This window comes from Pseudomonas sp. SWRI154 (assembly GCF_014268645.1).
Classification (GTDB): Bacteria; Pseudomonadota; Gammaproteobacteria; order Pseudomonadales; family Pseudomonadaceae; genus Aquipseudomonas; species Aquipseudomonas marvdashtae.
Genome location: NZ_JABWQW010000045.1, coordinates 1 through 25,491, shown reverse-complemented (window position 1 = coordinate 25,491; position 25,491 = coordinate 1). Strand labels below are relative to the sequence as shown.

Genomic DNA, 25,491 nt, shown 5'->3' with positions numbered 1-25,491 from the left:
CCCCAAAACAGACTGACGCATTCTCCAGATAAACCGCATGAGCCGGTCTACGACGGCTGCGCCGCCGAGCGGGAGCAAGCTCCCTCGCCACATCGTCACCCCCGCAAAAACGCCCGGTGCAACTCATCCAGCGTCTGGAAATGATGCACCGGGTTTTCAGCGCTCAGCTCTTCGAAACTGCCAAACCCATACCCCACCGCTGCCGCGTCCAGGCCGTTGCTGCGGGCGCCGATCAGGTCGTGCTTGCGGTCGCCGATCATCAGGGTGTTGCTCGGATCGAGGTTTTCTTCGGCCATCAGGTGAGCAATAAGCTCGACTTTATGGGTGCGGGTGCCGTCCAGTTCGCTGCCGTAGATCACCTTGAAGTGTCGGGCGAAGTCGAAATGACGGGCGATTTCCCGGGCGAAGACCCAGGGTTTGGACGTGGCGATGTACAGCTGCCGGCCCTGGCCGCCGAGGGTTTCCAGCAGGGGCAGCACTCCATCGAAGACGCGGTTCTCGTAAAGGCCGGTGACCTTGAAGCGTTCGCGATAGAAGTTCACCGCTTCCCAGGCCTTCGCTTCGTCGAAGTCATAAAACTGCATGAACGCTTGCAACAGCGGCGGGCCAATGAAGTGTTCGAGGCGGGTCAGGTCGGGTTCATCGATACCCAGTTTGCTCAAGGCGAACTGGATCGAACGAGTGATGCCTTCCCGTGGGTCGGTGAGGGTGCCGTCGAGGTCGAACAGTACGGTTTGGTAGTGCATGAAAAATCCTCGGCTATGGCGGGACGGGTCAGGGCCGGTCGTAGCCTTCGGCCAGATGCAGATCCTTGAGTTTTACGTAATTCGCCGCGCTGTAGGTGAAAAAAGCCCGCTCCTTATCGGTCAGCGGCCGGACCTGCTTCACCGGGCTGCCGACATAAAGGAAGCCGCTTTCCAGGCGTTTGCCCGGCGGCACGAGGCTGCCGGCGCCGATGATCACGTCATCCTCGACCACGGCGCCGTCCATGACGATGCTGCCCATGCCGATCAGGATCCGGCTGCCGACGGAGCAGCCATGGAGCATGACCTTGTGGGCGATGGTCACGTCGTCGCCAATCAGCAACGGGAATCCATCGGGGTTGAACGGACCGGCGTGAGTGATGTGCAGCACGCAGCCGTCCTGGACACTGGTGCGGGCGCCGATGCGGATGCGGTGCATGTCGCCGCGAATGACCGTCAGCGGCCAGACGGAGCTGTCTTCGCCGATTTCGACGTCGCCGATCACCACCGCGGTGCTGTCGACAAAAGCCCCACGGGCAAGCCGCGGACTGTGGTTCTGGTAGGTGCGAAGGGTCACGATAGGCTCTCTCTTATCCGGTGATAGGCGCTGCTAGCTGCGGTGAACGTCGATTGTAATTAAGATGGGCGCATGTTTCTCCAGCCAAGGTGTCAACCGTGAGCGTGAACAACCCTCTTTTGCAGCCCTACGACCTGCCGCCATTCTCGGCGATCCGTGCCGAACACGTGCAACCGGCCATCGAGCAGATTCTGGCTGACAACCGTGCCGCCATCGCCGAAATCCTCAAGACCCAAGTCCAGCAGCCTACCTGGGCCGGCCTGGTATTGGCGATGGACGAGCTCAATGATCGCCTGGGCGCTGCCTGGAGCCCGGTCAGTCACCTGAACGCCGTGCGTAACAGCCCGGAACTGCGCGAAGCCTATGAGGCTTGCCTGCCGGCGCTGAGTGCCTATTCCACCGAGCTGGGCCAGAACCGCGAACTGTTCCAGGCCTTCGAAGCTCTGGCGAACAGCCCCGAGGCGGCCGGTTTCGATGTGGCGCAGAAAACCATCCTGGAACATTCCCTGCGCGACTTCCGCCTGTCGGGTATCGACCTGCCGCCCGAGCAGCAGAAACGCTACGCCGAGGTGCAGAGCAAACTGTCCGAGCTGGGCAGCCGCTTTTCCAACCAACTGTTGGACGCGACCCAGGCCTGGACCAAGCACGTCACAGACGAAGCCGCCCTTGCCGGCCTGACCGACTCGGCCAAGGCGCAAATGGCCGCCGCTGCCCAGGCCAAGGAACTGGACGGTTGGCTGATCAACCTGGAATTCCCCAGCTATTACGCGGTGATGACCTACGCCGAAGACCGCGCCCTGCGCGAAGAAATCTACGCCGCCTATTGCACCCGTGCCTCGGACCAAGGCCCGAACGCCGGCCAGAACGACAACGGCCCGGTGATGGAGCAGATCCTCGACCTGCGCCAGGAACTGGCCAAGCTGCTGGGTTTTGCCAACTTCGCAGAGCTGAGCCTGGCGACCAAGATGGCCGAGTCCAGCGATCAGGTCCTCAGTTTCCTGCGCGACCTGGCCAAGCGCAGCAAACCGTTCGCCGCCCAGGACCTGGAACAACTGAAAGCCTTCGCCGCCGAACAGGGCTGCGCCGATCTGCAAAGCTGGGACAGCGGTTTCTACGGTGAAAAACTCCGCCAGCAGCGTTACAGCGTCGCCCAGGAAGCCCTGCGCGCCTACTTTCCGATCGATAAGGTGTTGAGCGGCCTGTTCGCCATCGTCCAGCGTCTCTATGGCATCGAGATCGCCGAGCTGAAAGGCTTCGACAGCTGGCACCCGGACGTGCGCCTGTTCGAAATCAAGGAGAACGGTCAGCACGTCGGCCGCTTCTTCTTCGACCTCTACGCCCGCGCCAACAAGCGTGGCGGTGCCTGGATGGACGGTGCCCGCGACCGTCGGCGCACCTTCGACGGCGTGCTGCAAAGCCCGGTCGCCAACCTGGTGTGCAACTTCACCCCGGCCGACAGCGGCAAGCCAGCGCTGCTGACCCACGATGAAGTCACCACGCTGTTCCACGAATTCGGCCATGGCCTGCACCACCTGCTGACCCGCGTCGAACATGCCGGCGTGTCCGGCATCAACGGCGTGGCCTGGGACGCCGTCGAGCTGCCGAGCCAGTTCATGGAGAACTGGTGCTGGGAGCCCGAAGGTTTGGCGCTGATCTCCGGCCACTACGAAACCGGCGAGCCGCTGCCCCAGGACCTGCTGGAGAAAATGCTCGCGGCGAAAAACTTCCAATCGGGCCTGATGATGGTCCGCCAGCTGGAGTTCTCGCTGTTCGACTTCGAATTGCACGCCACCCACGGCGATGGCCGCAGCGTGCTGCAAGTGCTCGAAGGCGTGCGTGACGAGGTGTCGGTCATGCGTCCACCGGCCTACAACCGCTTCCCCAACAGCTTTGCCCACATCTTCGCCGGCGGCTACGCGGCGGGTTATTACAGCTACAAGTGGGCAGAAGTCCTGTCGGCCGATGCCTTCTCCAAATTCGAAGAAGACGGCGTGCTCAACGCCGACACCGGTCGCGCCTTCCGCGAGGCGATCCTGGCGCGCGGCGGCTCCCAGGAACCGATGGTGCTGTTCGTCGACTTCCGTGGCCGCGAGCCATCGATTGACGCACTCTTGCGCCATAGCGGCCTGAGTGAGGACGCGGCAGCATGAGCGAGGGGCCTGTGATTACCAAACGACGCTTCATCGCCGGGGCGGTCTGCCCGGCGTGCAGTGAGCCGGACAAGTTGATGATGTGGAACGAAGACGGCGTGCCGCATCGCGAATGCGTGGCATGCGGTTATTCCGACACGCTCAACGAGCAAGGCTTGTCGGTGCCCAAGGAATTGGGCACTCGGGTCAACACATCGGCGCTGAAGGCGCCTGACGTGAAGGTCCAGGCGGTACAGTTCTTCCCCAACCCCAAGTTGAAGAAAAAAACCGACTGAAATTTTCGGCATCACCTTCCGGGCCTCACGGCCCGGAAGCGATACATATATACCGCCGCGTCAAACCCTTCCTCTTCAGACTGGTCCGACACGTTCAGACTGACAGGAAGTCTCCATGCACCCCACCGAAAACCCGCTGTTACAGCGCTATGACCTGCCGCCTTTTTCCAGGATTCAAGCCGAACACTTTTCCCCGGCCCTCGATCAGATAATCAACGAGAGCCGCGCCAAAGTCGCCGAGATCATCAGGACCCAGGCGCCCTTTCCCACCTGGGACGATTTGGTGCTGGCCATGGATGAAATTCATGCGCGCCTCAAGGGGTTTGGCTATGTGCTGGAGCGCCTGGCTTCCACCAGGACCGGAGACGCCTGGGAACAGGTTTCGCTCGATTGCGAAGAGCCGCTACGGGATTTCCAGCGTTCACTGATACAACATCCCCAGTTGTTCCAACTTTACCAGCGCTTGGCGGACAGTCAGGTTGCTATGCACTTCTCTGCGGCAAGAAAAAGAACACTGAAAAAAATCCTCTCACGGTTCTACCAAAACGGGATAGCTTCTCCCTCGCAAGAAAAATTCGAGAATCTGACGCTTCGTATCCGAGGCGCCCGGATGTTGTTCCTGGAGCACTTGCAGGAGGCCAACAAAGCCTGGAGTAAAACGTTCGATAATGAGGAACAACTGAAAGGCTTGCCGTCTTCCTTCAAGCAGCGCATGGCCGATCAGGCGCTTGAACAGGGTCGCACGGGATGGTTGCTGAGACTCAACGACGAATCGTTTCGCATTGTCACCCGCTATGCTGACAACTCTGCGCTGCGCAAGCAGATGTACGTCGCCTACAGCACCCGCGCATCGGACCAAGGACCCAATGCCGGCGTGTTCGACAACGGCGAAGTACTTCGCCAATTAGTCAGTGATCGTCATCAGCTAGCAGTCTTGTTGGGCTATGCGAACTTCGCTGAAATGGCGATCGAGCCGGAGCAGGCGCAATCGCCGGAACAGGTCGTGTCGTTCCTGGAGGGCGTACTCGAACAGCAACAAGCTACGTTTCTCCAAGACGCTGGACAATTGGAGAAATTCGCCGCACAGCAAGGCTCCAGCAAGCTCCAGTTCTGGAACTATCAATACCTCGCCGAACAACTACGCCAGCAAATGGCAGGCGTTTCGGAGCAAACAGTCAGCGCTTGGTTTGAACTGGAATCGACGTTTTCACAACTGCTACTGATCGCAAAGGATCTGTTTGGCGTCGATATCCTCGAGCGCCAAGACGCGACGACCTGGCATCCGCAGGTGCGTCTTTTTGAAGTTCGCGAACGGGGCGAGACCCTTGGTTATATTTATTTCGATCCGTTTGAAAAGGCGGGAGAGGACGGCTTTCCCCACACCAGCACCCTGCAGAATCGGCGCATCACCGCCGAAGGTCGGCCTCGATATCCCATTGCCACATTGCACGCCTGGTTGCCGCAAAGCCCAGGGGCGAGTCCTGTATTACTGGATCATAGGCAACTACGGGTGCTGTTTCACGAGCTTGGCCATTGCCTGCACCACGTATTGACCCGGGCGGAATATCACGACGTTTCGGGTATCTCCGAGCTTTCTCGGGATACCGCCGAGTTTGCCGGGGTATTGTTCGAGCGATGGTGCCTCTCGAAACAGTTCCTGGTCCGTGTAGCCAAGCATCACCGTACCGGGACGCCCATCCCGGACAAGATTGCCGATCAATTGCTGATCTATCTCAAAACCCAGACCAGTTGGAACACTGCCGATTCCTTGCGCGATGCGCTATTCGACATCGAGCTGCACCGCAGCCATGGGGACGGACGTACGGCCCAGCAAATATTCGATCGCATCAGCATGCAAGTCGCGCACCTGCCCCAATTCACGAACCAACGCTGGCCCAATGGCCTGGACTATATGGTCACCGGCTATGCGGCCAGGATTTATTCCTACTTATGGGCCAACAAAGCTGCGGATATTGTCTTCCAAAGAGTCGAGCGTGACGGACTATTCAATCGTAAGACCGGCCAGGCGTTGCGCGAAACGCTATTCGAGCCGGGCGATTCACGGCCGCTGTCTGAATCGATCCAGGCATTTTTAGGGCCTTGAACGATCATCGCTCGGGCAGCACCGCCCGAGGGTCGAGGTGGTGTGCGGTGGTCGTTGAGTTCACCCAGCTTTTCAACGAGCAGAGCGCGAAGACGCTGGTGCTGCAATCGCCGTTCTTCAAGGCGAGACGAAGCTTATCCACATCAGCCTGCATCACATACCGAACGCCATCCTTGAAGTGGTGGCTGTCGCCGAATCCGCCTTCGGTCATTTCGTCCAAGGCGTCCTCCTTGCCCCAGCCCTGGACGACCACCCTGTACATGGCGGCCACCAGTCCAGTGCGGTCCGAGCCGTGCTTGCAATGCATCAGCACCGGGCCGTTGGCCTCGGCGGCCTGGACGGCGCGCAAGGCGTTGAGGATGTCGCTGTCGTCGACGTGATTGGTGCGATAAGGCAACTGCACCTGCCGGATGCCGGGGGTCGACAACCAGCTGGCATCCGAGTCGGGCAGGAATGTGATAACGGTGCCGATATTGAGTTTCGCCAGCAAGGGCAACGCAGCGCCGTCCGGCAAGGCGCTGCGATAAAGCGTGGGCGACATCTGGAACAGGTGGTAGCGCTCGGCCACTGGCTGGGCCCATTCATCGGGTCTCTGCGCACCATCGGCGGCTTGCGCCGCAGCGTCAGCCACCGCAAGCAAGGCCAGGCAGAGCATCAACACAGAGAAGCGCTTGGACATGACGTTAACCAGAAGTTGGAAAGGCTGCAGTCTCGGCTCGCTCCGGTTAAAGACCTGTGAGAAAGATGTCAACGCGCTGTGAATCAGCCAGGGGCCAAGGGCGCGGGCGCGGCCTGCCGAATGGCACTGGCCTAAACTGGATTCGCGGAATACTGTATGCACATACAGCTTTCGGAGTATCCCCCATGTCCGTCTCCCTACCGCCCCGCGGTCGCGGCACCGCCACCAACCCGCATAACCGCTTCGCCCCGAGTCGTTCGGTGGTTGAGGACGATGGCTGGTACCAGGAAGTCCCGCCCACCCAAGGCACCGAGGTGCGCATCGAAACGGCGAAGACCATCATTACCCGCAACACCTCCTCCGATATCCCGTTCGATCGTTCGATCAATCCTTACCGAGGCTGCGAACACGGCTGCATCTACTGCTACGCACGGCCCAGCCATGCCTATTGGGACATGTCGCCGGGGTTGGATTTCGAAACCAAGTTGATCGCCAAGACCAACGCCGCCGATGTACTGGAAGAACAACTGTCCCGGCGCGGTTATCAGTGCGCGCCGATTGCCTTGGGTTCCAACACCGATCCTTATCAGCCGATTGAACGGGAACAGCGCATTACTCGACGGATTCTCGAAGTACTGCTGCGTTATCGGCATCCGGTGACCATCGTCACCAAGGGCTCGCTGATCCTGCGTGACCTTGATCTGCTGACCGAGCTGGCAAGCCAACGCCTGGTGCACGTGATGATCAGCCTCACCACCCTGGACGACGAACTCAAGCGCATTCTCGAACCCCGGGCGGCGGCGCCCAAGGCGCGGCTGCGGGCGATCAGGGTCATGCGTGAGGCAGGCATCAACGTAGGCGTGCTCTGCGCACCGATGATCCCGATGATCAACGACAGCGAGATCGAGAGCCTGCTGACCGAAGCCCACGCCGCCGGCGCGCAGAACGCCGCCTACGTGATGCTGCGCCTTCCGCTGGAAGTGGCGCCGCTGTTTGAAGAGTGGCTGCAGGCGCACTATCCGCAACGCGCCGCTCACGTGCTCAGCCTGGTGCGCCAGAGCCGCGGCGGTGAGCTGTACGACAGCCGGTTTGGTGCGCGAATGCGCGGCGAAGGCCCGTTCGCCGACCTGCTGGCCCAGCGCTTTGCCAAGACGCTCAAGCGCCTGGGACTGGAGCGACGCGACGGATACAATCTTGACTGCGCTGCCTTCTGTCCGCCGGGCCGACAGATGTCGTTGATTTGATTAAAGTTGACCCAGAAAAGTCCACTGGACATGAGCCGCGCCAGTGTTTCGCCACCCCTGAAATCATTGTCCTAGAGCCTTCGATTTCAGTTTGAGTTAAGTTTCGGCCGCTACCTTGTTCAGCGAGTGACTGACGGGTCGCAGATGTCGACCTGGATGTTTTAGCCACTGGCGTCATACCGTCAAAAGAGGATGAATCATGAGTGACAAGGATAAACAGCCGTTGGCTGCGTCGGCTTCAGCCCAACCCGAGGCGGAAACCGCCGATGCAGCGCTGCAGCATATTGTTGACGGCTTTTTGCATTTCCATCACGAGATCTTTCCCCAGCAGGAAGAACTCTTCAAGAAACTCGCCACCGCCCAGACACCACGGGCCATGTTCATCACCTGCGCCGATTCGCGCATCGTGCCCGAGCTGATCACCCATAGCTCCCCCGGCGACCTGTTCGTGACCCGTAACGTCGGCAACGTCGTACCACCTTATGGGCAAATGAACGGCGGCGTTTCCACCGCCATCGAATACGCCGTGCTGGCCCTCGGTGTGCAACACATCATCGTCTGCGGCCATTCCGATTGCGGCGCCATGCGTGCGGTGCTCAACCCCGACACCCTGGAAAAAATGCCGACGGTAAAAGCCTGGCTGCGCCACGCCGAAGTGGCCAAGACCATGGTTCACGACAACTGCCCGTGCGGTGATGAGAAGCAGACCATGCCCATCCTCACCGAAGAGAACGTGATCGCGCAGTTGCAGCATTTGCGAACGCACCCCTCGGTGGCTTCTCGCATGGCCAGCGGCCAGTTGTTCATCCATGGCTGGGTGTACAACATCGAGACCAGCGAGATCAAAGCCTTTGACGCGGACCGGGGTTGTTTCCTGCCGCTCGATGGCAGCCATCCGATACCAGTGGCGACGCCCAAAGCGCGCTTCTAAGCGCTCCTAAAAATCCTTGCATGGTTCGAGCCTTCCCGCTTTTTCGCGGGCGGGCCTCGCCATGCCTGAAGAAATCTTCGGGAGAGTCGCCATGCGTGCTGCTCAATTAAAAGCTGTTCTGCCACGGGAGCTCTTGGCTTCCGTGGTTGTGTTTCTGGTGGCGCTGCCCTTGTGCATGGGTATCGCCATCGCGTCCGGACTACCGCCCGCCAAAGGTCTGATCACCGGCATCATCGGTGGACTGGTGGTCGGTTTCCTGGCCGGTTCCAAGCTGCAAGTCAGCGGCCCAGCCGCCGGTCTGGCGGTGTTGGTCTTCGAGCTGGTGCGCCAGCATGGCGTGGCAATGCTCGGGCCGATCCTGCTGCTGGCCGGTCTCCTGCAGTTATTGGCCGGACGCTTTCGCCTCGGTTGCTGGTTCCGGGTCACCGCGCCTGCAGTGGTGTACGGCATGCTGGCCGGTATCGGCGTGCTGATCATTTTGTCCCAGGTCCATGTGATGCTCGACGCAGCGCCCAAGCCCTCGGGACTGGATAACCTGGCGGCGTTCCCCGCGGCAGTGGCCCAGGCTTTGCCGTCGTTCGGCTGGCAGGCGGGTCTGCTCGGCCTGTCGACGATCGCGGTGATGTGGTTGTGGGAAAAATTTCGCCCCCACAGCCTGCGCTTCGTTCCCGGCGCCCTGCTCGGCGTTGGCCTGGCAACGGTTGCGAGTCTGTTGTTGGCCTTGCAGGTCAAGCGCGTGGAAGTCCCAGAAAATATGGCCGAAGCCATCGACTGGCTGCGCCCCGCCGATCTGCTGAACCTGGCCGACCCGTCGGTGCTGATCGCGGCGTTCGCCGTCGCTTTCATCGCCAGCGCCGAAACCTTGCTCTCGGCCGCCGCCGTGGACCGGATGCACAGCGGCGAGCGCGCCGATTTCGACCGCGAACTGTCTGCCCAAGGTATCGGCAACATGCTCTGCGGCTTGCTCGGCGCCCTGCCGATGACGGGTGTGATTGTGCGCAGTTCCGCCAACGTGCAGGCCGGCGCAACCACGCGGATGTCGACGATCTTCCATGGTCTGTGGCTGCTGCTGTTCGTGCTCCTGTTGTCCAGCGTGCTGCAAAGCATTCCAGTGGCGAGCCTGGCGGGCGTGTTGGTGTACACCGGTTTCAAACTGGTGGACCTCAAGGCGTTTCGCAGTCTGGGCCGTTATGGGCGGATGCCGATGTTCACCTACGCCGCGACGGCGCTGGCAATCATCTTCACCGACCTGCTGACCGGCGTGCTGATCGGTTTCGGCCTGACCTTGGCGAAACTGGCGTGGAAAGCCTCGCGCCTGAAGATCAGCCTGATCGATCTGCCCCAGGACGGTGAGATGGAATTGCGCCTGGTGGGCGCGGCAACCTTCCTGAAGGTCCCCGCGCTGACCCAAGTGCTCAATACCGTACCGGAAGGCGCGACCGTGCATGTGCCGCTCAACAACCTGAGCTACATCGACCACTCGTGCCTGGAATTGCTTGAGGAATGGGGCCGGGCGAATGCCAGCAAGGGTTCGAAGCTATTGATTGAATCGCGCGGACTCAAGCGTCGGCTGGAAGGCCGATTGCGTACAACCGTTGGGGTGGGCGCAACGGCTTCCTGACATCGCCATCAAGAACCCTGGAAGCGAGCTGGCTCGCTTCCAGGGTTCTCGCTGTCGTTACGGATCAAGCCGCCGGTTGATCCAACTCCAGGCCCACGCCCAAGCGGCGTGACATGCACGGCCAGCGCTTCCAGGCCGCGCCGGTCTGTGGGCTGCTGAGTTTCTCGCGGTAGGTCTCTACCGACTCCAATGCAAACGTCTCGTCGTTGAGCATCTCATCGAACGTGTGATGCACCACCTCATCGAGTTGGTTGGCAAATGTCTCACCGATCAACTGGTGCGCAATCAGATTGGCCACCGTCATGTCCAAGGGGATCAGTGGCTGGCCGAAATGCTTGATGTACAGGTCGTTGACCTCTTCGACAAACCGGTGCGCCAGGTAAGCTTCGTCCAACAGGCTGTCGAGCCCGACATGCCCGGCCATGATTGTCGGCGGCTGGAGGAAATACTGTTCGGCAATTTTCAGTACGGGTTTGATTTGCGACTCGATACCCGCCTCCTTGGCGACGTCATTAGCGGCGTCCAGCAGGTCGGGGACTTCTTCGATGTAGGCAGCGACAAACCGCGCCAGGACGTCATTGGCGTCGGCGTCCGGCAATTGGATGGCACGGTGCAGGCTTGGCAGTTGGGCCGTTAGTTGACGGCGCAACAGGCCGGTCTCGGCCTCATGTTGTTGGGCTTTTTGGATCTGCTCGCGCAATGCGGCGGTGTTCATGACAACTCCAGTAAACAACGGCAATGAAATAGGAATGACATAACTTAGCTGGCGCAAAACGACTCCTAAGACCTATTTTTCATAACTGCCCCTTCCTTGATACGTCGCTGTTATATCGGTTTGCCATCACTCAGGTTCACATCCTTCTCCATTCGTGGGCTCTAGCGCAAGCCCCGGCTGTTTCAAACGATTTACGCCATCGCGTTGCGAGGTTGCAGGTGCTGTCTATACTCGGGTTGGAATGGAGTTAGCTGATGACACCCGATTGCATATGCAGCAAGGCGCGGCGAGTCAATTAAGCAGTCTGAATAGCCGATCCCTTGCCGCAGGCTTTACGCCTACGGGATAACAAGAACGATAAGGGGAACCCGCAATGACGCGACATCCACACGTATGGATGGGCCTCCTGTTGTGGTCGATTTTCAGTCAGGCACAAGCGGCCTGGACTGTGAATATGGCGCCTGGAGCGACACAGATCAGCAACGCAGTATTCGACCTGCACATGACCATCTTCTGGATTTGTGTGGTCATCGGCGTCATTGTCTTCGGCGCCATGTTCTGGTCGATGATGATGCACCGCCGCTCAACCGGCCAGAATGCCGCGCACTTCCACGAAAACACCCGCGTCGAAATCCTCTGGACCATCGTGCCCCTGCTGATCCTGGTGGCCATGGCGGTTCCGGCGACCGCCACCCTGATCAAGATGTACGACTCCAGCGAGTCGGAGATCGATATCCAGGTCACTGGCTATCAATGGAAGTGGCATTACAAATACCTGGGCCAGGACGTCGAGTTCTTCAGCAACCTGGCGACCCCCGCCGAGCAAATCCATAACCAGAGCGCCAAGGGCGAGCATTACCTGCTGGAGGTCGACAAGCCGCTGGTGCTGCCGGTCGATGCCAAGGTGCGCTTTTTGGTGACCTCCGCCGACGTGATCCACTCCTGGTGGGTGCCGGCGTTCGCGGTCAAGCGCGATGCCATTCCCGGGTTCGTCAACGAAGCCTGGACCCGTGTCGACAAGCCCGGCCTGTATCGCGGCCAATGCGCCGAGCTGTGTGGCAAGGATCACGGCTTCATGCCGATCGTGGTGGAGGTCAAGAGCAAGCCCGACTACGAGAAATGGCTGGGCGAACGCAAGGCCGAAGCTGCGCAGCTCAAGGAGCTGACCAGCAAGGAATGGACGCGCGAAGAACTCGTTGAGCGTGGCGACAAGGTCTATCACACCACCTGCGTGGCCTGTCACCAGGCTGAAGGCCAGGGCCTGCCGCCGATGTTCCCGGCGCTCAAGGGCTCGAAAATCGCCACGGGGCCGATCAAGGATCACCTGAACATCGTCTTCCACGGCAAGCCCGGCACCTCCATGGCGGCGTTCGGCAAGCAGTTGTCGGAAGTCGATATTGCCGCCGTCGTGACCTATGAACGTAACGCCTGGGGCAACAACAAGGGCGACATGGTGACGCCTAAAGAAGTGCTGGAACTCAAACAGGCAGAAAGCCAATGAGCCGGCCTGACGTTTGTTCCCGTAACCGGTCGGGGCTCATCGTCCCGCACCGTCCAGCCCATTCGTTCGAAGGAGACAGGACATGAGTGCTGTGATCGATGACCACGGTCATGCCGGTGCCGACCACGCCCACGGCCCCGCCAAGGGCCTGATGCGCTGGGTACTGACCACCAACCACAAGGATATCGGCACGCTGTACCTGTGGTTCGCGTTCTCGATGTTCCTGTTGGGCGGCTCGTTCGCCATGGTGATCCGCGCCGAGCTGTTCCAGCCTGGCCTGCAGATCGTCCAGCCGGAGTTCTTCAACCAGATGACCACCATGCACGGCTTGGTGATGGTCTTCGGCGCGGTCATGCCGGCGTTCGTCGGCCTGGCCAACTGGATGATCCCGCTGATGATCGGCGCGCCGGACATGGCCCTGCCGCGCATGAACAACTTCAGCTTCTGGTTGCTGCCGGCGGCGTTCCTGATGCTGGTGTCGACCTTGTTCACCCCCGGCGGCGGGCCGAACTTCGGCTGGACCTTCTACGCCCCGCTGTCCACCACCTACGCGCCGGAAAGCGTGACGTTCTTCATCTTTGCCATCCACCTGATGGGCATCAGCTCGATCATGGGCGCGATCAACGTGGTCGCCACCATTCTCAACCTGCGTGCCCCAGGCATGACCTTGATGAAGATGCCACTGTTCGTCTGGACCTGGCTGATCACCGCATTCCTGCTGATCGCGGTGATGCCGGTGCTGGCCGGCTGCGTGACGATGATGCTGATGGACATCCACTTCGGCACCAGTTTCTTCAGTGCCGCCGGCGGTGGTGACCCGGTCTTGTTCCAGCACGTGTTCTGGTTCTTCGGCCACCCCGAGGTGTACATCATGATCCTGCCGGCCTTCGGCGCCGTCAGCTCGATCATCCCGGCTTTTTCGCGCAAGCCGCTGTTCGGCTACACCTCGATGGTCTACGCGACAGCCGCGATTGCGTTCCTGTCGTTTATCGTCTGGGCGCACCACATGTTCGTGGTCGGCATCCCGCTGGTGGGCGAGCTGTTCTTCATGTACGCCACCCTGCTGATCGCCGTGCCCACCGGGGTGAAGGTGTTCAACTGGGCGAGCACCATGTGGCAAGGCTCGCTGACGTTCGAGACGCCGATGCTGTTTGCCGTGGCGTTCGTGATCCTGTTTTCCATCGGGGGATTCTCCGGGCTGATGCTGGCCATCGCGCCGGCGGACTTCCAGTACCAGGACACCTACTTCGTGGTCGCGCACTTCCACTACGTGCTGGTGCCTGGCGCGATCTTCGGGATCTTCGCCTCGGCCTACTACTGGCTGCCGAAATGGACCGGCCACATGTACGACGAAACCCTCGGCAAGCTGCATTTCTGGCTGTCGTTCGTCGGCATGAACCTGGCGTTCTTCCCGATGCACTTCGTCGGCCTGGCGGGCATGCCCCGGCGGATTCCCGACTACAACCTGCAGTTCGCCGACTTCAACATGGTTTCATCCATCGGTGCGTTCATGTTCGGCACCACGCAGATCTTCTTCCTGTTCATCGTGATCAAGACCATCCGCGGCGGTGAGCCGGCACCGGCCAAGCCGTGGGATGGCGCCGAAGGGTTGGAGTGGAGCGTGCCGTCGCCGGCGCCGTATCACACCTTCACCACGCCGCCGGAAGTGAAATGAACACCGCTCCCCTAGGGTTTTCGATGAGGGCCGGACGCCATGGCTGATTCGATTTCGCTGAAGAAGCTGGTCACCCGCCTGTTGCTGGTGGTGGTGGCGATGTTCATCTTCGGGTTTGCCCTGGTGCCGATCTACGACGTGATGTGCAAGGCGTTCGGCATCAACGGCAAGACCGGCGGGCAGTACGAAGGCGAGCAGACCATCGACGAATCGCGGCAGGTGCGGGTGCAGTTCCTGTCGACCAACGCGGTGGACATGGTCTGGAACTTCTACCCCAAAGGCGATCAATTGGTGGTCCAGCCGGGGGCGGTCAACGAGATGGTGTTCGTCGCCCACAACCCCACCAACCGACCGATGAGTGCCCAGGCGGTACCGAGCATCGCACCGAGCAACGCCGCGGCGTATTTCCACAAGACCGAATGCTTTTGTTTTACCCAGCAAGTGCTGCAACCCGGCGAACGCATCGAAATGCCCATGCGCTTCATCGTCGACCGGGACATGCCCAAGGAAGTGAAGCACCTGACGCTGTCCTACACGCTGTTCGACATCACTGCCCGTCATCCACCGGTGGCCGTAAACACTGAGCGATAGCGTGCCCGATAAGGAGAACAATAAATGGCAACTCACGAACACTATTACGTTCCGGCCCAGAGCAAATGGCCGATCATCGCCACGGTCGGGATGTTCGTCACGGTGTATGGCCTGGCGACCTGGTTCAACGACCTGAAAGCCGACCGCCCGGATTCCCATGGCCCGCTGATCTTTTTCGTCGGCGGCCTGCTGGTGGCCTACATGCTGTTCGGCTGGTTCGGCGCGGTCATCAAGGAAAGCCGCGCCGGGCTGTACAGCGCACAGCTCGATCGCTCGTTCCGCTGGGGCATGAGCTGGTTCATCTTTTCCGAAGTGATGTTCTTCATCGCCTTCTTCGGTGCGCTGTTCTATGTGCGCACGATCTCCGCGCCGGGCTTGGCCGGTGAAGGCAGCAAGGGTTTGTCGGAGATGCTCTGGCCGAACTTCGAGTACGTCTGGCCGCTACTGAACAACCCCGATCCGAAACTCTTCCCACCTCCCAAGGACGTGATCAGCCCCTGGGGCTTGCCGCTGCTCAACACGATCCTGCTGGTCACTTCCAGCGTCACCGTGACCATCGCCCACCATGCCCTGAAAAAAGGTCATCGCGGTGCGCTGAAAATCTGGCTGGCGATCACCGTGCTGCTGGGTTGTGCCTTCCTGGGCTTCCAGGCCGAGGAATACATCCACGCCTATAAAGAGCTGGGCTTGACCTTGGGCTCGGGGATCTACGGCGCGACGTTCTTCATGCTCACCGGGTTCCACGGCGCCCACGTCACCATCGGCACGATCATTTTGTTCGTGATGCTGATGCGCATCATGCGCGGGCACTTCGACAACGAGCATCAGTTCGGCTTCGAGGCCGCGAGCTGGTACTGGCACTTCGTCGATGTGGTGTGGATCGGCTTGTTCTTCTTCGTCTACATCCTCTGAGGCAGCCGTTATCAGGGCGGCTCTTTACCAAGGAGCATGCGACACCAACTGGCCGCTGAAAAAGCCCCAGGCGATCAAGCCGACGGTGACAGCGGCCAAGGCAACACGAATCGCCAGGGCGATGACCAGGCGATTGGAACGGCTGTCGTCCTTGACCAGAAAAAACAGGCCGCTGAACAGGCTGGCAACTGTGGCAATCAGCATCAGGGCGATGGCTGCTTTGAGCATTAGGGACACTCCGGGGGGACGCGATGCACGTGAGTATAGCTATCTCGTTCAACAGCTTGCGGACGGCGCCATGAAAGGCTTCCGGCCGGGCATCGTGCCGTCATTGGTAGTTGCCGTGCTGGTGCCGGTGATGGTGTGCCTGGGGTTCTGGCAATTGAGCCGGGGCGAACAGAAGCGCGTGCTCATGGACACCTACGCCGAGCGTCGCGTGGCGGCGCCAATGGACAGCGCCGAACTGCAACGCACGGCGGACCCGGCCTTTCGCCCCGTCAGCCTGCACGGCCAGTTCGACGCCGAGCACAGCCTGCTGCTGGATAACCGCCAGCACGACGGCAAGGTCGGCGTCGAGTTGCTGCAACCGTTCCTCGACCATGCCACCGGACTGTGGCTGCTGGTCAATCGTGGCTGGCTGCCGTGGCCTGATCGCCGCACCCCGCCGGTCTTCAGCACCCCCGAACAAACGGTCGACGTGCAGGCGTGGGTCTATGTCGCGCCTGGCGCCACGTTCCAATTGCATGCCGACCCGGCCAGCGCACCGTGGCCGCGACTGGTCACCACCGTCGAGCCAAACAAGCTCTGGGCCGAACTGGGCCGCGGCGGCTTCGCCTACGAACTGAGACAACAAAGCGGCCCCGGCGCCTACCGGACCGATTGGCCGGTGGTGGCCATGGGGCCGGAAAAACACCTCGGTTATGCCGTGCAGTGGTTTGCCATGGCGGCGGCACTGTTCGGCCTTTTCCTTTATCTGGGATGGCACAACGCAGGGAGACACCATGGGCACCACCATGAATCCAACCAACATGTCTGAGGCACCCACGGCGCGCAGCCGGCGCAAGGGGCGCGTGCAATTGCTGTTGATTGTGCTGGGCGTGATCGGCCCGATGATCCTCGCCACCGGCATGTACAAATTCCAGTTCTGGGTGCCCGACAGCCGCAGCTACCACGGCGAGCTGATTGGCAATGGCCAGACCCGCGCCGAGATTGGCGTACAGGCCGACGAGCAACGCTGGCAGATCCTGGTGACGGCGCCGCAGGAGTGTTCGGTGGACTGCCGGCAATTGGTTTACCTGGCCCGGCAGGTACAGATCGGCCTGGGCCGCGATGCCGGACGCGCCAGCCACGCGCTGGCGATTGCGCAACCGCTGGACGCCGAATACGACGCCCAACTGCAGCGCGAATACCCGCAATTGCAGCGCTACCCGCTGGACCTGCCGGCGTATCAGAAAGGCGCCCAGGGTTCCGGCGGCGCCCAGCTGTGGATTATCGATCCCCACAGCAACCTGGTGCTGCGCTACGACGCCCGGGTCAAGGGCAAGGATTTGCTCAACGACCTGCGGCATCTGCTGAAACTGTCGAACATCGGATGAGGGCATCGACATGGCCAAGCCTGGATTTCGCCTCGCGCTGTTTGCCACGCTGCTGGCATTGATTGTCGTACTGTTGGGCGCCTACACCCGCCTGACTCACGCCGGCCTCGGTTGCCCCGATTGGCCCGGTTGCTACGGTTTCATCAGCGTGCCCAAGGGCGAAGCCCAACTGGCCCATGCCGAACTGCATTTTCCCGATGCTCCGGTGGAAGCCCATAAAGGCTGGAACGAGATGGTCCATCGCTATTTCGCTGGAGCCTTGGGGCTGATGATTACCGCGCTGGCCGCCCGGGCCTGGATGAACCGTCGCCGGCCCGGCCAGCCTTTGAAATTGCCGCTGTTCCTGCTGGCGGTGGTATTCGCCCAAGCGGCGTTCGGCATGTGGACCGTGACGCTCAAGCTTTGGCCGCAAGTGGTCACCGGGCATTTGCTGGGCGGATTCGCGACGTTGAGCCTGCTGTTCCTGCTGACGCTGAGATTGTCTGGCGTATTACCCGCGCTGACCGTGCCCAAGCGCCTGCAACATTGGGCCACCGCCGGACTGCTGCTGGTGATCGGCCAGATCGCCTTGGGCGGCTGGGTCAGTTCCAACTACGCCGCCGTGGCGTGCATCGACTTTCCGACCTGCCACGGCCAATGGATGCCGCCCGCCGATTTCGCCAATGGCTTTCACCTGACCCAGCACATCGGCCCGAACTACCTGGGCGGGCAACTGGACAGCGACGCCCGGACCGCCATCCACGTGACTCATCGCATCGGCGCATTGCTGGTAACGCTCGTGCTGCTGGGACTGGCCTGGCAGTTGAAAACGGTGGGCATGACCCGACTGGCGGGGCTGGTTCTCACCGCGCTCGCCGCGCAAATCACCTTGGGTATCAGCAACGTCATATTTCACTTGCCGCTGCCGGTGGCCGTGGCGCACAACGCCGGGGGCGCAGCGCTGTTGCTGACCTTGGTGCTGGTCAACTATCACGCCCGGACCAGCCTGGTCCGGGTCAAGCATCAGGTCCCGCTGCGCTGGCGCTTCAATGCGCACAAACACGGCGTCGGGCCCATCACGATTAAAGGAGCGATGCCATGGCAACCTTGACCGGCGAACGCCACAGCCAGGCGATCTGGCGCGATTACCTGGAGCTGACCAAGCCCAAAGTGGTGGTGCTGATGCTGATCACCTCGCTGGTCGGCATGTTCCTCGCCACCCGTGCCGGCGTGCCGTGGACGGTGCTGGTGTTCGGCAACCTGGGGATTGCGCTGTGCGCCGGTGGCGCGGCGGCGGTCAATCATGTGGTGGACCGGCGCATCGACGCGGTCATGGCTCGCACCCACAAGCGACCACTGGCCGAGGGCCGGGTTTCACCGGCCGCCGCACTGACCTTCGCCCTGGCACTGGCGGTGGCCGGCCAGGCGATGCTGCTGGCGTTCACCAACCCGCTGACGGCCTGGCTGACCCTCGCCTCGTTGCTAGGGTATGCGGTGGTCTATACCGGTTTCCTGAAACGGGCAACGCCGCAGAACATCGTCATCGGCGGCCTGGCTGGCGCCGCGCCGCCACTGCTGGGCTGGGTCGCGGCCACCGGTCATGTCAGCGCCGAACCGCTGCTGCTGGTGCTGATCATCTTCGCCTGGACCCCGCCACACTTCTGGGCGCTGGCGATTCATCGCAAAGAGGAATACGCCAAGGCGGACATTCCGATGCTGCCGGTCACCCACGGCGAGCACTACACCAAGATCCACATCCTGCTGTACACCCTGGTGCTGCTGGCGGTGAGCCTGATGCCGTTCGTGATCCAGATGAGCGGGTTGCTCTACCTGATTTGTGCCTTGGTGCTGGGTGCCAGGTTCCTGCAATGGGCCGTGGTGTTGTACCGTGGCAGTCGGCCGCACGCGGCGATCAACACCTTCAAGTACTCTATCTGGTACTTGTTCCTGCTGTTCATCGCCCTGCTTGTTGATCACTACCTACTGTTGAGCCTATGACTCGAACCCAGAAAACCGTCTTCATCCTTGCGGCTGTGATCGCAGTGATCCTCGGCCTGACCATCAACAAAGTGCTTTCCAGCAAAGGCCAGGGCGACCCGACCGCGCTGATCGACGCCGGCATCATCCTGCTGCCGCAAAGCCGCAGCCTGCCGGACGTGAAAATGACCGACCAGGACGGCCAGCCGGTGGCGATGGACGGGTTGAAAGACAAATGGAGCCTGCTGTTCTTCGGCTACACCTTCTGCCCCGACATCTGCCCGACCACCCTCGCCCAACTGCGCCAGATCAAGAGCGAGCTGCCGCCCGAGGCTGTGGATAAGTTGCAGATCGTACTGGTGAGCGTCGACCCGAACCGCGACACCCCCAAGCAGCTCAAGCAATACCTGGGCTACTTCGACCCGCAATTCAAAGGCCTGACCGCTTCATCCGTCGAAGACCTGCAGAAACTTGCCAATGCGGTGAGCATTCCCTTTATTCCGGCGGACACCAGCAAGCCCAACTACACGGTTGATCACAGCGGCAACCTCGCCGTGATTGGCCCGGACGGTACCCAACGTGGGTTTATTCGGGCGCCGTTGAACAATCAGAAGTTGGTGGCGCAGTTGCCGGAGATGCTTAAGCGGAAATAAACGAGGCAGTACCTGTGGCGAGGGAGCTTGCTCCCGCTCGGCCGGTCCGACGTTTCGGGCGCAGCAGTCGCAAAACCGGACGATGCGGTTTGCCTGAAAAAACGCAGGGGCCTGCTGCGCAGGCCAGCGGGAGCAAGCTCCCTCGCCACAAAAGCTGCTCTGCGCCAGGTCGCTTTACAGACCCTGACTCTGTTCTTGATGGTGGTTTTGAGATCGACGCAATGTGTAGCGAGGATCATCAAGGCCGTTCACAGACGGTTGGAAAAGAGGATGCGTAGATCATCGCCAGCAAGCACGTCAGTCGGCTTGACCCCCAGTAGCTTGCGGCAACTGTTGCTGAAGTGGGCTGAGTCGCTGAACCCCGCCATCTGCGCGGCTTCGGTTAGCGATAGCCCCTGGCTGACAAAACCGACCAGCGCGCGCAGACGCAGCCACACCCGGTAGCGCCTCAGCGGCAGCCCCATGGCCTGGTTGAACAGTGCAGAAAGGCGGCTTGGCGACAAACAAACGAGGGCCGACAGTTCCTGGGTGGTGAAATTGCGCTGGGGCTGCGCCTGCATCGCATCCAGCACCTTGAGTACCCGTGGGTCTGAGTGGTTCGACTCGCTCGTATCGGGCAGCAAGCGCATGGCGATTTGCCCGAGAAGGGCTTCGCCTTCCTGCACATCGCGGCCCGTCAACCCTTTGAGTTCCGTCAGCCAGTTGCCAGCGCTCGGCCCGGGATCGCTCAAGTGCTCGGTAGATAGGTTGTAACGCAGCAGCAACTGTTGGTAGAGGCGGCTCTGTTTCTCAAAAAACAACACCGCCACAGGTTGCCCGGCAAACGCCAAAGCATGCTCGACACCTGCTGGCACGAATAACTGATCGTAACGCTGCCATAGGCTTGCGTCGGTGCCTCGTGCCTGAATCGGCGCCTGTAACCCCAGGCATAGAGCGCTGGCGCTATGTCGATGGAGGCTGATGTCGGGTAGCGGCCCGACATACAGGGTGAGCTGATTGCCCAGGATCAAAAAATTCTGCACGGTGTCCTCAAGTCAGTTGGTTCTTACAAGTCGCTCGCCCTGGCTGCCACTACATTGGCCGAAACTCCACAGCACTTGAGGCAGCACAATGAATGCATACGCCAGCGGCTTTCTTGCCGCACCGCATCAGTTCATCAGTATCGAAGGGCTGCGTTTTGGTTATCGCGACTATGGAACAGGTCCGGTACTGCTGATGCTGCACGGCTGGCCACTTAATGGCGATACCTTTGCGCCGTTGGTCGATGCGCTTGCCTCAGGCTTTCGTTGCATTGTGCCGGATCTCCCTGGCGCAGGCATGACAGCCTGGTCAACAGAACATGATCTGAGCCCCGCCGGCCAGGCGCGTCTGCTCCAGGGTTTACTTGCGGCCCTGGGCATTGCGCAGGGCTATAGCCTGTTGGGTAATGACAGCGGCGGTATCGCCGCCCGCTACCTTGCACTTTGGGACGCCCGCCGCGTGGCCAAGTTGATTCTGCTCAATAGTGAAATACCTGGGCATCGCGCACCCAACCAGCGTCTTTACAAACAACTGGCGCGTTGGTTACCGGGATATGGCGCGCTGGCTCGCATCCAGCTAAGAAGTGCTGCCTATCTGTGTTCGAAGCGGGGGTTTGGCGGAACGCTCTACGATCACCAGCACTTGCTCGGCAGCTTTCATCGGCGCTTTATCGCGCCGCTGATCCAGTCCGCGCAGAGCATGGAGCAAGCCCGGTGCGCCTTTATCGCAGTGCTCGATTGGCCGCAGCTCGATGCCTTGAGCCGTCTTCATGGCCAGATCAAGGCACAGACCTTACTGATCTGGGGGCGGCAGGACGATACCTTTCCTGAGCCGTATGCCATTGAGATGAGCCGAAGCTTTGGCAACCTTGCCGGCTTTATCAGCATCGACAAGGCCAAGTTGTATGTTCATGAAGACCAACCAGAGCAGGTGATTCAACACCTCAAGGCCTTTCTGCTGAAAGATAGCCAAAGCTGGCTTAGCTAACTAGCTTTGGCTATGTATCGACGCCAGGGAGTCAGCCACTCCAATCAATTGAAAGACGTCCTCTTCCGGGGGCTCGACGAAGGTGATATTCAAGTTACGGTAACCGGAGTGATCCCCTACCAGGCTCAACTCGAATCGGGCCCCGGAGGCGTCGGGTTCGTAGCTTTTCAAGTAAGTCAGGTTCTTGGCTTCATTGAAAATCACGTCCAGCGTGCCGTTGTAACCATTTCCCAGACGGGTAAAGCCCAGGGCGGACAAATCGATCGTGTCTTCACCCACCGTATAGTCGATCAGGCGATCGGTGTGGTTTTCGGTGGCGGTACGGTAGCTGTCGCTCAGGGCATCGAAGCGGAACACATCGTTGTTGCCGCCACCCGTCAATAGGTCCCGGCCCGCTCCGCCAACCAATACATCATTGCCTAGCGCTCCAGAGAGGCGATCATCGCCCGCGAGCCCTTCGATGATTTCGCCTCGAGCGTTGCCTTGTAAATGATCGGCCCCTTCGGTGCCCATCAACCTGGCTTGCTGAAACAGGAGGTTGGTTTCATTCAGCGCTTGGCCCAAGTTACCGTCGAAGACCACTTCGAAGCGTTCCCCATCGGCGTTGGCTTCAAAACTTTTGAGGTAGGTCCGCGTCCCGCTTTCATTGACGCGTATCGCCAGCGTTCCGTCATACCCATTGCCCAGCCCGAGGAAGCCCAGGGAGGAAAGGTCCAGCGTGTCGCTGCTGGGGTCGAAGTCGGTGACTCGGTCGCTATGGGCCGCGGTTGCGGTTCGGTAACTGTCTGCGACTGATTGGTAATGGAACGTATCGGCCCCGGCGCCGCCCGTCAGCAGGTCACGACCTTGCTGGCCATCGAGCAGATCGTTGCCGGCCCCGCCAGAGATCGCATCGTCGAACGAGTCGGTACCGAGCAAGAAGTCATCATCGCGGCCACCGTCGAGGTGGTAATAGCCGTCGTCGGGATTGCCAAAGCTGTGGTCCAGGCTACCGTCGGGGTTCAACTGAACCAAGGCGGCCAGATAACCGTCCGCGCGGGTACCTTGGCTTCCACCAATCAATAGCCTGCCGTCGGCCAGCACGATCATGTCGGTGACTGCGAAAGGAGCGCTTTCCGAGCCCCAACGTACCTGGCCCTGATCACCGAAACTTGTGTCGAGCGAGCCGTCGGCGTTGAGTCGGATAACGCTCGCCACGCCGCCCGAGGCGCCCGCCAGCAGGATTTTGCCGTCATCCTGAATGACGAGGGCGTTTGCATGAACATCCAGGGCCAGGCTGCCGCCGTTGGCAAAGCTGCTGTCCAGAGTACCGTCCGGGTTGAGGCGGGTCAGGGTAGCTTGCCCCGTGACCAAAACCTTCCCGTCTGCCTGCAGCGAAACATCGATCGTGCGGCCGGGGTGAATGCCCACGGACGCTGGCAGATGCATGACCCCAGCCTCTCCAAAAGACGAAACCAAAGTCCCCGTCGCGTCGAAGCGAGCGATATAGATCTCCCCAGAGGGATACGCGGCGCTGGCGAAAAAGCTGCCGTCGCGTTGCACGGAGAACGACGCTTGCTGGCCTAGGTCTTCATTCCAGTAGAAAGGCACTGTCGCAGCGCCGCCGTTGCCGAAACTTGTATCAAGGCTGCCGTCCGCCAAGGTACGACTGACGCCCGACACCCAGGCGTCGCCTACTTTCACGTAGCGCGCCACCAGGTAGCCCCCTCCCGGCTGCACGGCGCCATTACCGCCGTCCTCGATATCGAGCGCCACAGGGAGCAGGGATTTACCGTCTCCGCTGTAATTGCGGTCCAGGCTACCGTCGGCATTGAACCGGACCAGGCTGGCGGTGAAGCCTGAATCCTCTTCGCCTCCCAGCCCCAGGCGACTATAAGCGCCAAGCCAGATAGCACCGTCCGGATCGACCGTAATACCTGCGATCTTGTCCGAGCCCCATAAGGTCGTGGCGACCATGCCGGTGTTCAGCGCAGCTGAAGCGGCGGGCGAAATGCTCTGGGTCATGTCCATGCCTCCGATAGATTTGGCGTCAAAGACTATAGACAGGGGTCAGTCAGGTTGCCATTTTACGAGACGGAGGGAGGTTCTTAGACGATCTCCTGCTCTGCTATCGGTGCAACCAGCTAAGCGAAATCAAGCCGAACAATAATCCCGTGGCGAGGGAGCTTGCTCCCGCTCGACTGCGCAGCAGTCGCAAAACCAGACGATGCGGTTTACCTGAAATAATGCAGGGGGAAACGGGGACAGACCACGACTGACAGTCCGATTATAGATGAGCCCAAATCGTGGTTTATCTCCGATTTCTGCGCAAAAATACCAAAACCTACAGAAAGATAGCTAGCGCTAGCTGAACTAGCTAGCTTTAGCTATATATCGCTAGCATTCCATAGGCGACCCGGATCTTTTCTGATGTGAGATCCGCCCCTTTTTCCGCTCAGCCAACCTCCTCAAACCGCCGCCGCTTCATGAACAACCCCATCCCTATCACCACGGCAAAAATCGACAGTAACCCCAGATCAAACCCCAGCACGCGGGTCTGACCGGCCAAAACGCAGCCAACCGCACCCGCCACCACCAACACCACGCCTAGCCACTTGCGTAGCAGATAGGGTTTGAGGAATCGATCGAGCAGAAAGGACACCACCAAGGCAATGACCAATTGAGTAATGTCGGACATGTACGTCTCCGGTCAGGTCTTGATGATCAGTGTCGAGAGAGTGCGTTGCGGGCCGATGCCGCCGTTGACCTGCGCCTCGATGCTGACCAGTACGTCGCCAGCATGGTAGGTGGGTAGAATTTCATTGGCATACATGCGCACACCCACCCCTACAGTTGCCGCCACGTAAGGGGGGGCCACAGCCTTGGCGGCGGAAGCGAAGGCCGCGGCCGCAAGGGTGGCGATCGTGGTGCGCTGGGCGTTGAGGGCGTCGCCCTGTTGCCGGGTCAGCGGCTTGGAGATCCCGATCATCATCACGCACGGCAGGTTTTTGGCCAGCATCTTGTCGTACACCTCGACGACCTTGCTGTTGACCTCATAGTGAGCATGTTTTGCCTCGCCAAAATGCAGCTCGCGCAAGCGCCCACGTTCGCTGTCGGTGAGGGTGATCTGCGAGACGTTGAAGACGATCCCGTGATTGCCCATGTATTGGAAAGTCCTTTCGAACTTCATCGCCCGTGTCCTTTCGAGGTAAAAGGTGGCGATTCTCTACAACGAGCGGATTGTATTCAAATCATTTCGTATCGCTGGATTGAGCAAAATAACCCACCCGCATCGCCAAAACACTCCTCTCCTACAGCCCCCGCCTACAACGTCCATCTAGCTACGCATCCTTGCGCCTTTGCCTACAACTACGCCAGAATCCGCCGGCTTGTGCGCCTTGTTCCTGGGTTCTATTGTCGTCTTGCCACTGCCCATCAGTGGTCGGGTTTAGTAGCCCAAGGTAATCGAAGTTGTACAAGCGCGTCTCAAACTGTCAGTACCGATGCAAAACTGACCCACCCTACCGGTTGAAAACTGACCCACTTGGGCAAAATGCAGCTTTTGCGAGCTGCCCATGCTGTC

25 protein-coding genes are annotated in these 25,491 nt (G+C 60.4%); 16 read left to right on the top strand and 9 right to left on the bottom strand.

The window, feature by feature from the left end; all coding sequences use genetic code 11:
- Positions 1-95: 95 nt before the first annotated feature.
- Positions 96-746: an HAD family hydrolase gene (locus tag HU806_RS25620; RefSeq protein ID WP_186615614.1), complete on the bottom strand. Its 651-nt coding sequence runs from the start codon at positions 744-746 to the stop codon at positions 96-98.
- 28 nt (positions 747-774) lie between these two features.
- Positions 775-1,320, bottom strand: a complete 546-nt coding sequence (locus tag HU806_RS25615; RefSeq protein WP_186615612.1) for a gamma carbonic anhydrase family protein — start codon at positions 1,318-1,320, stop codon at positions 775-777.
- A 98-nt stretch (positions 1,321-1,418) separates the two neighbouring features.
- On the opposite strand from HU806_RS25615, the gene prlC reads away from it, so the two are divergent.
- From prlC to HU806_RS25600, 3 genes are all read left to right on the top strand, one after another.
- Complete coding sequence (gene prlC, locus HU806_RS25610) at positions 1,419-3,470, top strand: oligopeptidase A (RefSeq protein WP_186615610.1); 2,052 nt, start codon at positions 1,419-1,421, stop codon at positions 3,468-3,470.
- A complete protein-coding gene (locus tag HU806_RS25605) occupies positions 3,467-3,745 on the top strand; it encodes a YheV family putative zinc ribbon protein (protein ID WP_186615608.1) in 279 nt (92 codons plus the stop codon). The genes prlC and HU806_RS25605 overlap by 4 nt, the downstream gene beginning before the upstream one ends.
- 115 nt (positions 3,746-3,860) lie before the next feature.
- Complete coding sequence (locus tag HU806_RS25600; protein WP_186615606.1) at positions 3,861-5,849, top strand: M3 family metallopeptidase; 1,989 nt, start codon at positions 3,861-3,863, stop codon at positions 5,847-5,849.
- Positions 5,850-5,853: 4 nt separating this feature from the next.
- Here the strand turns inward: HU806_RS25600 and HU806_RS25595 are convergent, their stop codons facing one another.
- Positions 5,854-6,528 carry a phosphatase domain-containing protein gene (locus tag HU806_RS25595; RefSeq protein ID WP_186615604.1) on the bottom strand — a complete coding sequence of 225 codons (675 nt, stop codon included), beginning with the start codon at positions 6,526-6,528 and terminating at the stop codon, positions 5,854-5,856.
- A gap of 185 nt (positions 6,529-6,713) precedes the next feature.
- Here HU806_RS25595 and HU806_RS25590 point away from each other — a divergent pair, with 185 nt between their 5' ends.
- The 3 genes from HU806_RS25590 (at position 6,714) to HU806_RS25580 (ending at position 10,324) form a co-directional block, all read left to right on the top strand.
- A complete protein-coding gene (locus HU806_RS25590) occupies positions 6,714-7,772 on the top strand; it encodes a PA0069 family radical SAM protein (protein WP_186615602.1) in 1,059 nt (352 codons plus the stop codon).
- A 199-nt stretch (positions 7,773-7,971) separates the two neighbouring features.
- Positions 7,972-8,703, top strand: a complete 732-nt coding sequence (locus HU806_RS25585) for a carbonic anhydrase (protein WP_186615599.1) — start codon at positions 7,972-7,974, stop codon at positions 8,701-8,703.
- 91 nt (positions 8,704-8,794) lie between these two features.
- Positions 8,795-10,324: a SulP family inorganic anion transporter gene (locus HU806_RS25580; protein WP_186615597.1), complete on the top strand. Its 1,530-nt coding sequence runs from the start codon at positions 8,795-8,797 to the stop codon at positions 10,322-10,324.
- Between the two features lie 64 nt (positions 10,325-10,388).
- Here the strand turns inward: HU806_RS25580 and HU806_RS25575 are convergent, their stop codons facing one another.
- Entirely contained in the window at positions 10,389-11,039 is a 651-nt protein-coding gene (locus HU806_RS25575; protein ID WP_186615596.1) for a hypothetical protein, read from the bottom strand.
- Positions 11,040-11,412: 373 nt separating this feature from the next.
- On the opposite strand from HU806_RS25575, the gene coxB reads away from it, so the two are divergent.
- The 4 genes from coxB to HU806_RS25555 all read left to right on the top strand — a co-directional run bounded on the left by coxB (position 11,413) and on the right by HU806_RS25555 (position 15,718).
- Entirely contained in the window at positions 11,413-12,540 is a 1,128-nt protein-coding gene (gene coxB / locus HU806_RS25570; RefSeq protein WP_186615594.1) for a cytochrome c oxidase subunit II, read from the top strand.
- 82 nt (positions 12,541-12,622) lie between these two features.
- Positions 12,623-14,215: a cytochrome c oxidase subunit I gene (gene ctaD / locus HU806_RS25565; protein ID WP_135843045.1), complete on the top strand. Its 1,593-nt coding sequence runs from the start codon at positions 12,623-12,625 to the stop codon at positions 14,213-14,215.
- Between the two features lie 39 nt (positions 14,216-14,254).
- Positions 14,255-14,806 carry a cytochrome c oxidase assembly protein gene (locus HU806_RS25560; RefSeq protein WP_186615591.1) on the top strand — a complete coding sequence of 184 codons (552 nt, stop codon included), beginning with the start codon at positions 14,255-14,257 and terminating at the stop codon, positions 14,804-14,806.
- Positions 14,807-14,830: 24 nt separating this feature from the next.
- Positions 14,831-15,718, top strand: a complete 888-nt coding sequence (locus HU806_RS25555) for a cytochrome c oxidase subunit 3 (RefSeq protein ID WP_186615589.1) — start codon at positions 14,831-14,833, stop codon at positions 15,716-15,718.
- A gap of 24 nt (positions 15,719-15,742) precedes the next feature.
- Here the strand turns inward: HU806_RS25555 and HU806_RS25550 are convergent, their stop codons facing one another.
- Positions 15,743-15,946, bottom strand: coding sequence for a twin transmembrane helix small protein (locus HU806_RS25550; protein ID WP_186615587.1), 204 nt, complete (start codon positions 15,944-15,946; stop codon positions 15,743-15,745).
- Positions 15,947-16,016: 70 nt separating this feature from the next.
- Between HU806_RS25550 and HU806_RS25545 the strand changes: the two genes are divergently transcribed.
- Genes HU806_RS25545 through HU806_RS25525 form a run of 5 tightly spaced genes read left to right on the top strand, consistent with a single transcriptional unit; the run spans position 16,017 to position 19,922 of the window.
- On the top strand, positions 16,017-16,754 hold the full coding sequence (locus HU806_RS25545; protein ID WP_186615585.1) for an SURF1 family protein: 738 nt from the start codon (positions 16,017-16,019) through the stop codon (positions 16,752-16,754).
- Positions 16,720-17,313 (top strand): PA_0111/PP_0108 family redox-active disulfide protein, encoded by a 594-nt coding sequence (locus HU806_RS25540; RefSeq protein ID WP_186615583.1) that lies wholly within the window; start codon positions 16,720-16,722, stop codon positions 17,311-17,313. Before HU806_RS25545 ends, HU806_RS25540 begins: the two co-directional genes overlap by 35 nt.
- A 10-nt stretch (positions 17,314-17,323) precedes the next feature.
- Positions 17,324-18,403 carry a COX15/CtaA family protein gene (locus HU806_RS25535; RefSeq protein WP_186615581.1) on the top strand — a complete coding sequence of 360 codons (1,080 nt, stop codon included), beginning with the start codon at positions 17,324-17,326 and terminating at the stop codon, positions 18,401-18,403.
- Positions 18,391-19,290 carry a heme o synthase gene (gene cyoE / locus HU806_RS25530; RefSeq protein WP_186615579.1) on the top strand — a complete coding sequence of 300 codons (900 nt, stop codon included), beginning with the start codon at positions 18,391-18,393 and terminating at the stop codon, positions 19,288-19,290. Before HU806_RS25535 ends, cyoE begins: the two co-directional genes overlap by 13 nt.
- Positions 19,287-19,922 (top strand): SCO family protein, encoded by a 636-nt coding sequence (locus HU806_RS25525; RefSeq protein WP_186615577.1) that lies wholly within the window; start codon positions 19,287-19,289, stop codon positions 19,920-19,922. Before cyoE ends, HU806_RS25525 begins: the two co-directional genes overlap by 4 nt.
- 248 nt (positions 19,923-20,170) lie before the next feature.
- Here the strand turns inward: HU806_RS25525 and HU806_RS26730 are convergent, their stop codons facing one another.
- Positions 20,171-20,944, bottom strand: a complete 774-nt coding sequence (locus tag HU806_RS26730) for a helix-turn-helix domain-containing protein (protein WP_186615575.1) — start codon at positions 20,942-20,944, stop codon at positions 20,171-20,173.
- A gap of 88 nt (positions 20,945-21,032) precedes the next feature.
- Between HU806_RS26730 and HU806_RS25515 the strand changes: the two genes are divergently transcribed.
- Positions 21,033-21,929, top strand: coding sequence for an alpha/beta fold hydrolase (locus HU806_RS25515; RefSeq protein WP_186615573.1), 897 nt, complete (start codon positions 21,033-21,035; stop codon positions 21,927-21,929).
- Here the strand turns inward: HU806_RS25515 and HU806_RS25510 are convergent, their stop codons facing one another.
- From HU806_RS25510 to HU806_RS25500, 3 genes are all read right to left on the bottom strand, one after another.
- Positions 21,930-23,933 (bottom strand): delta-60 repeat-containing protein, encoded by a 2,004-nt coding sequence (locus tag HU806_RS25510; RefSeq protein WP_186615571.1) that lies wholly within the window; start codon positions 23,931-23,933, stop codon positions 21,930-21,932.
- A 430-nt stretch (positions 23,934-24,363) separates the two neighbouring features.
- Positions 24,364-24,606, bottom strand: coding sequence for a hypothetical protein (locus tag HU806_RS25505; protein WP_186615569.1), 243 nt, complete (start codon positions 24,604-24,606; stop codon positions 24,364-24,366).
- Positions 24,607-24,618: 12 nt separating this feature from the next.
- Positions 24,619-25,098, bottom strand: a complete 480-nt coding sequence (locus tag HU806_RS25500) for a hypothetical protein (RefSeq protein WP_186615567.1) — start codon at positions 25,096-25,098, stop codon at positions 24,619-24,621.
- Between the last annotated feature and the right edge of the window lie 393 nt (positions 25,099-25,491).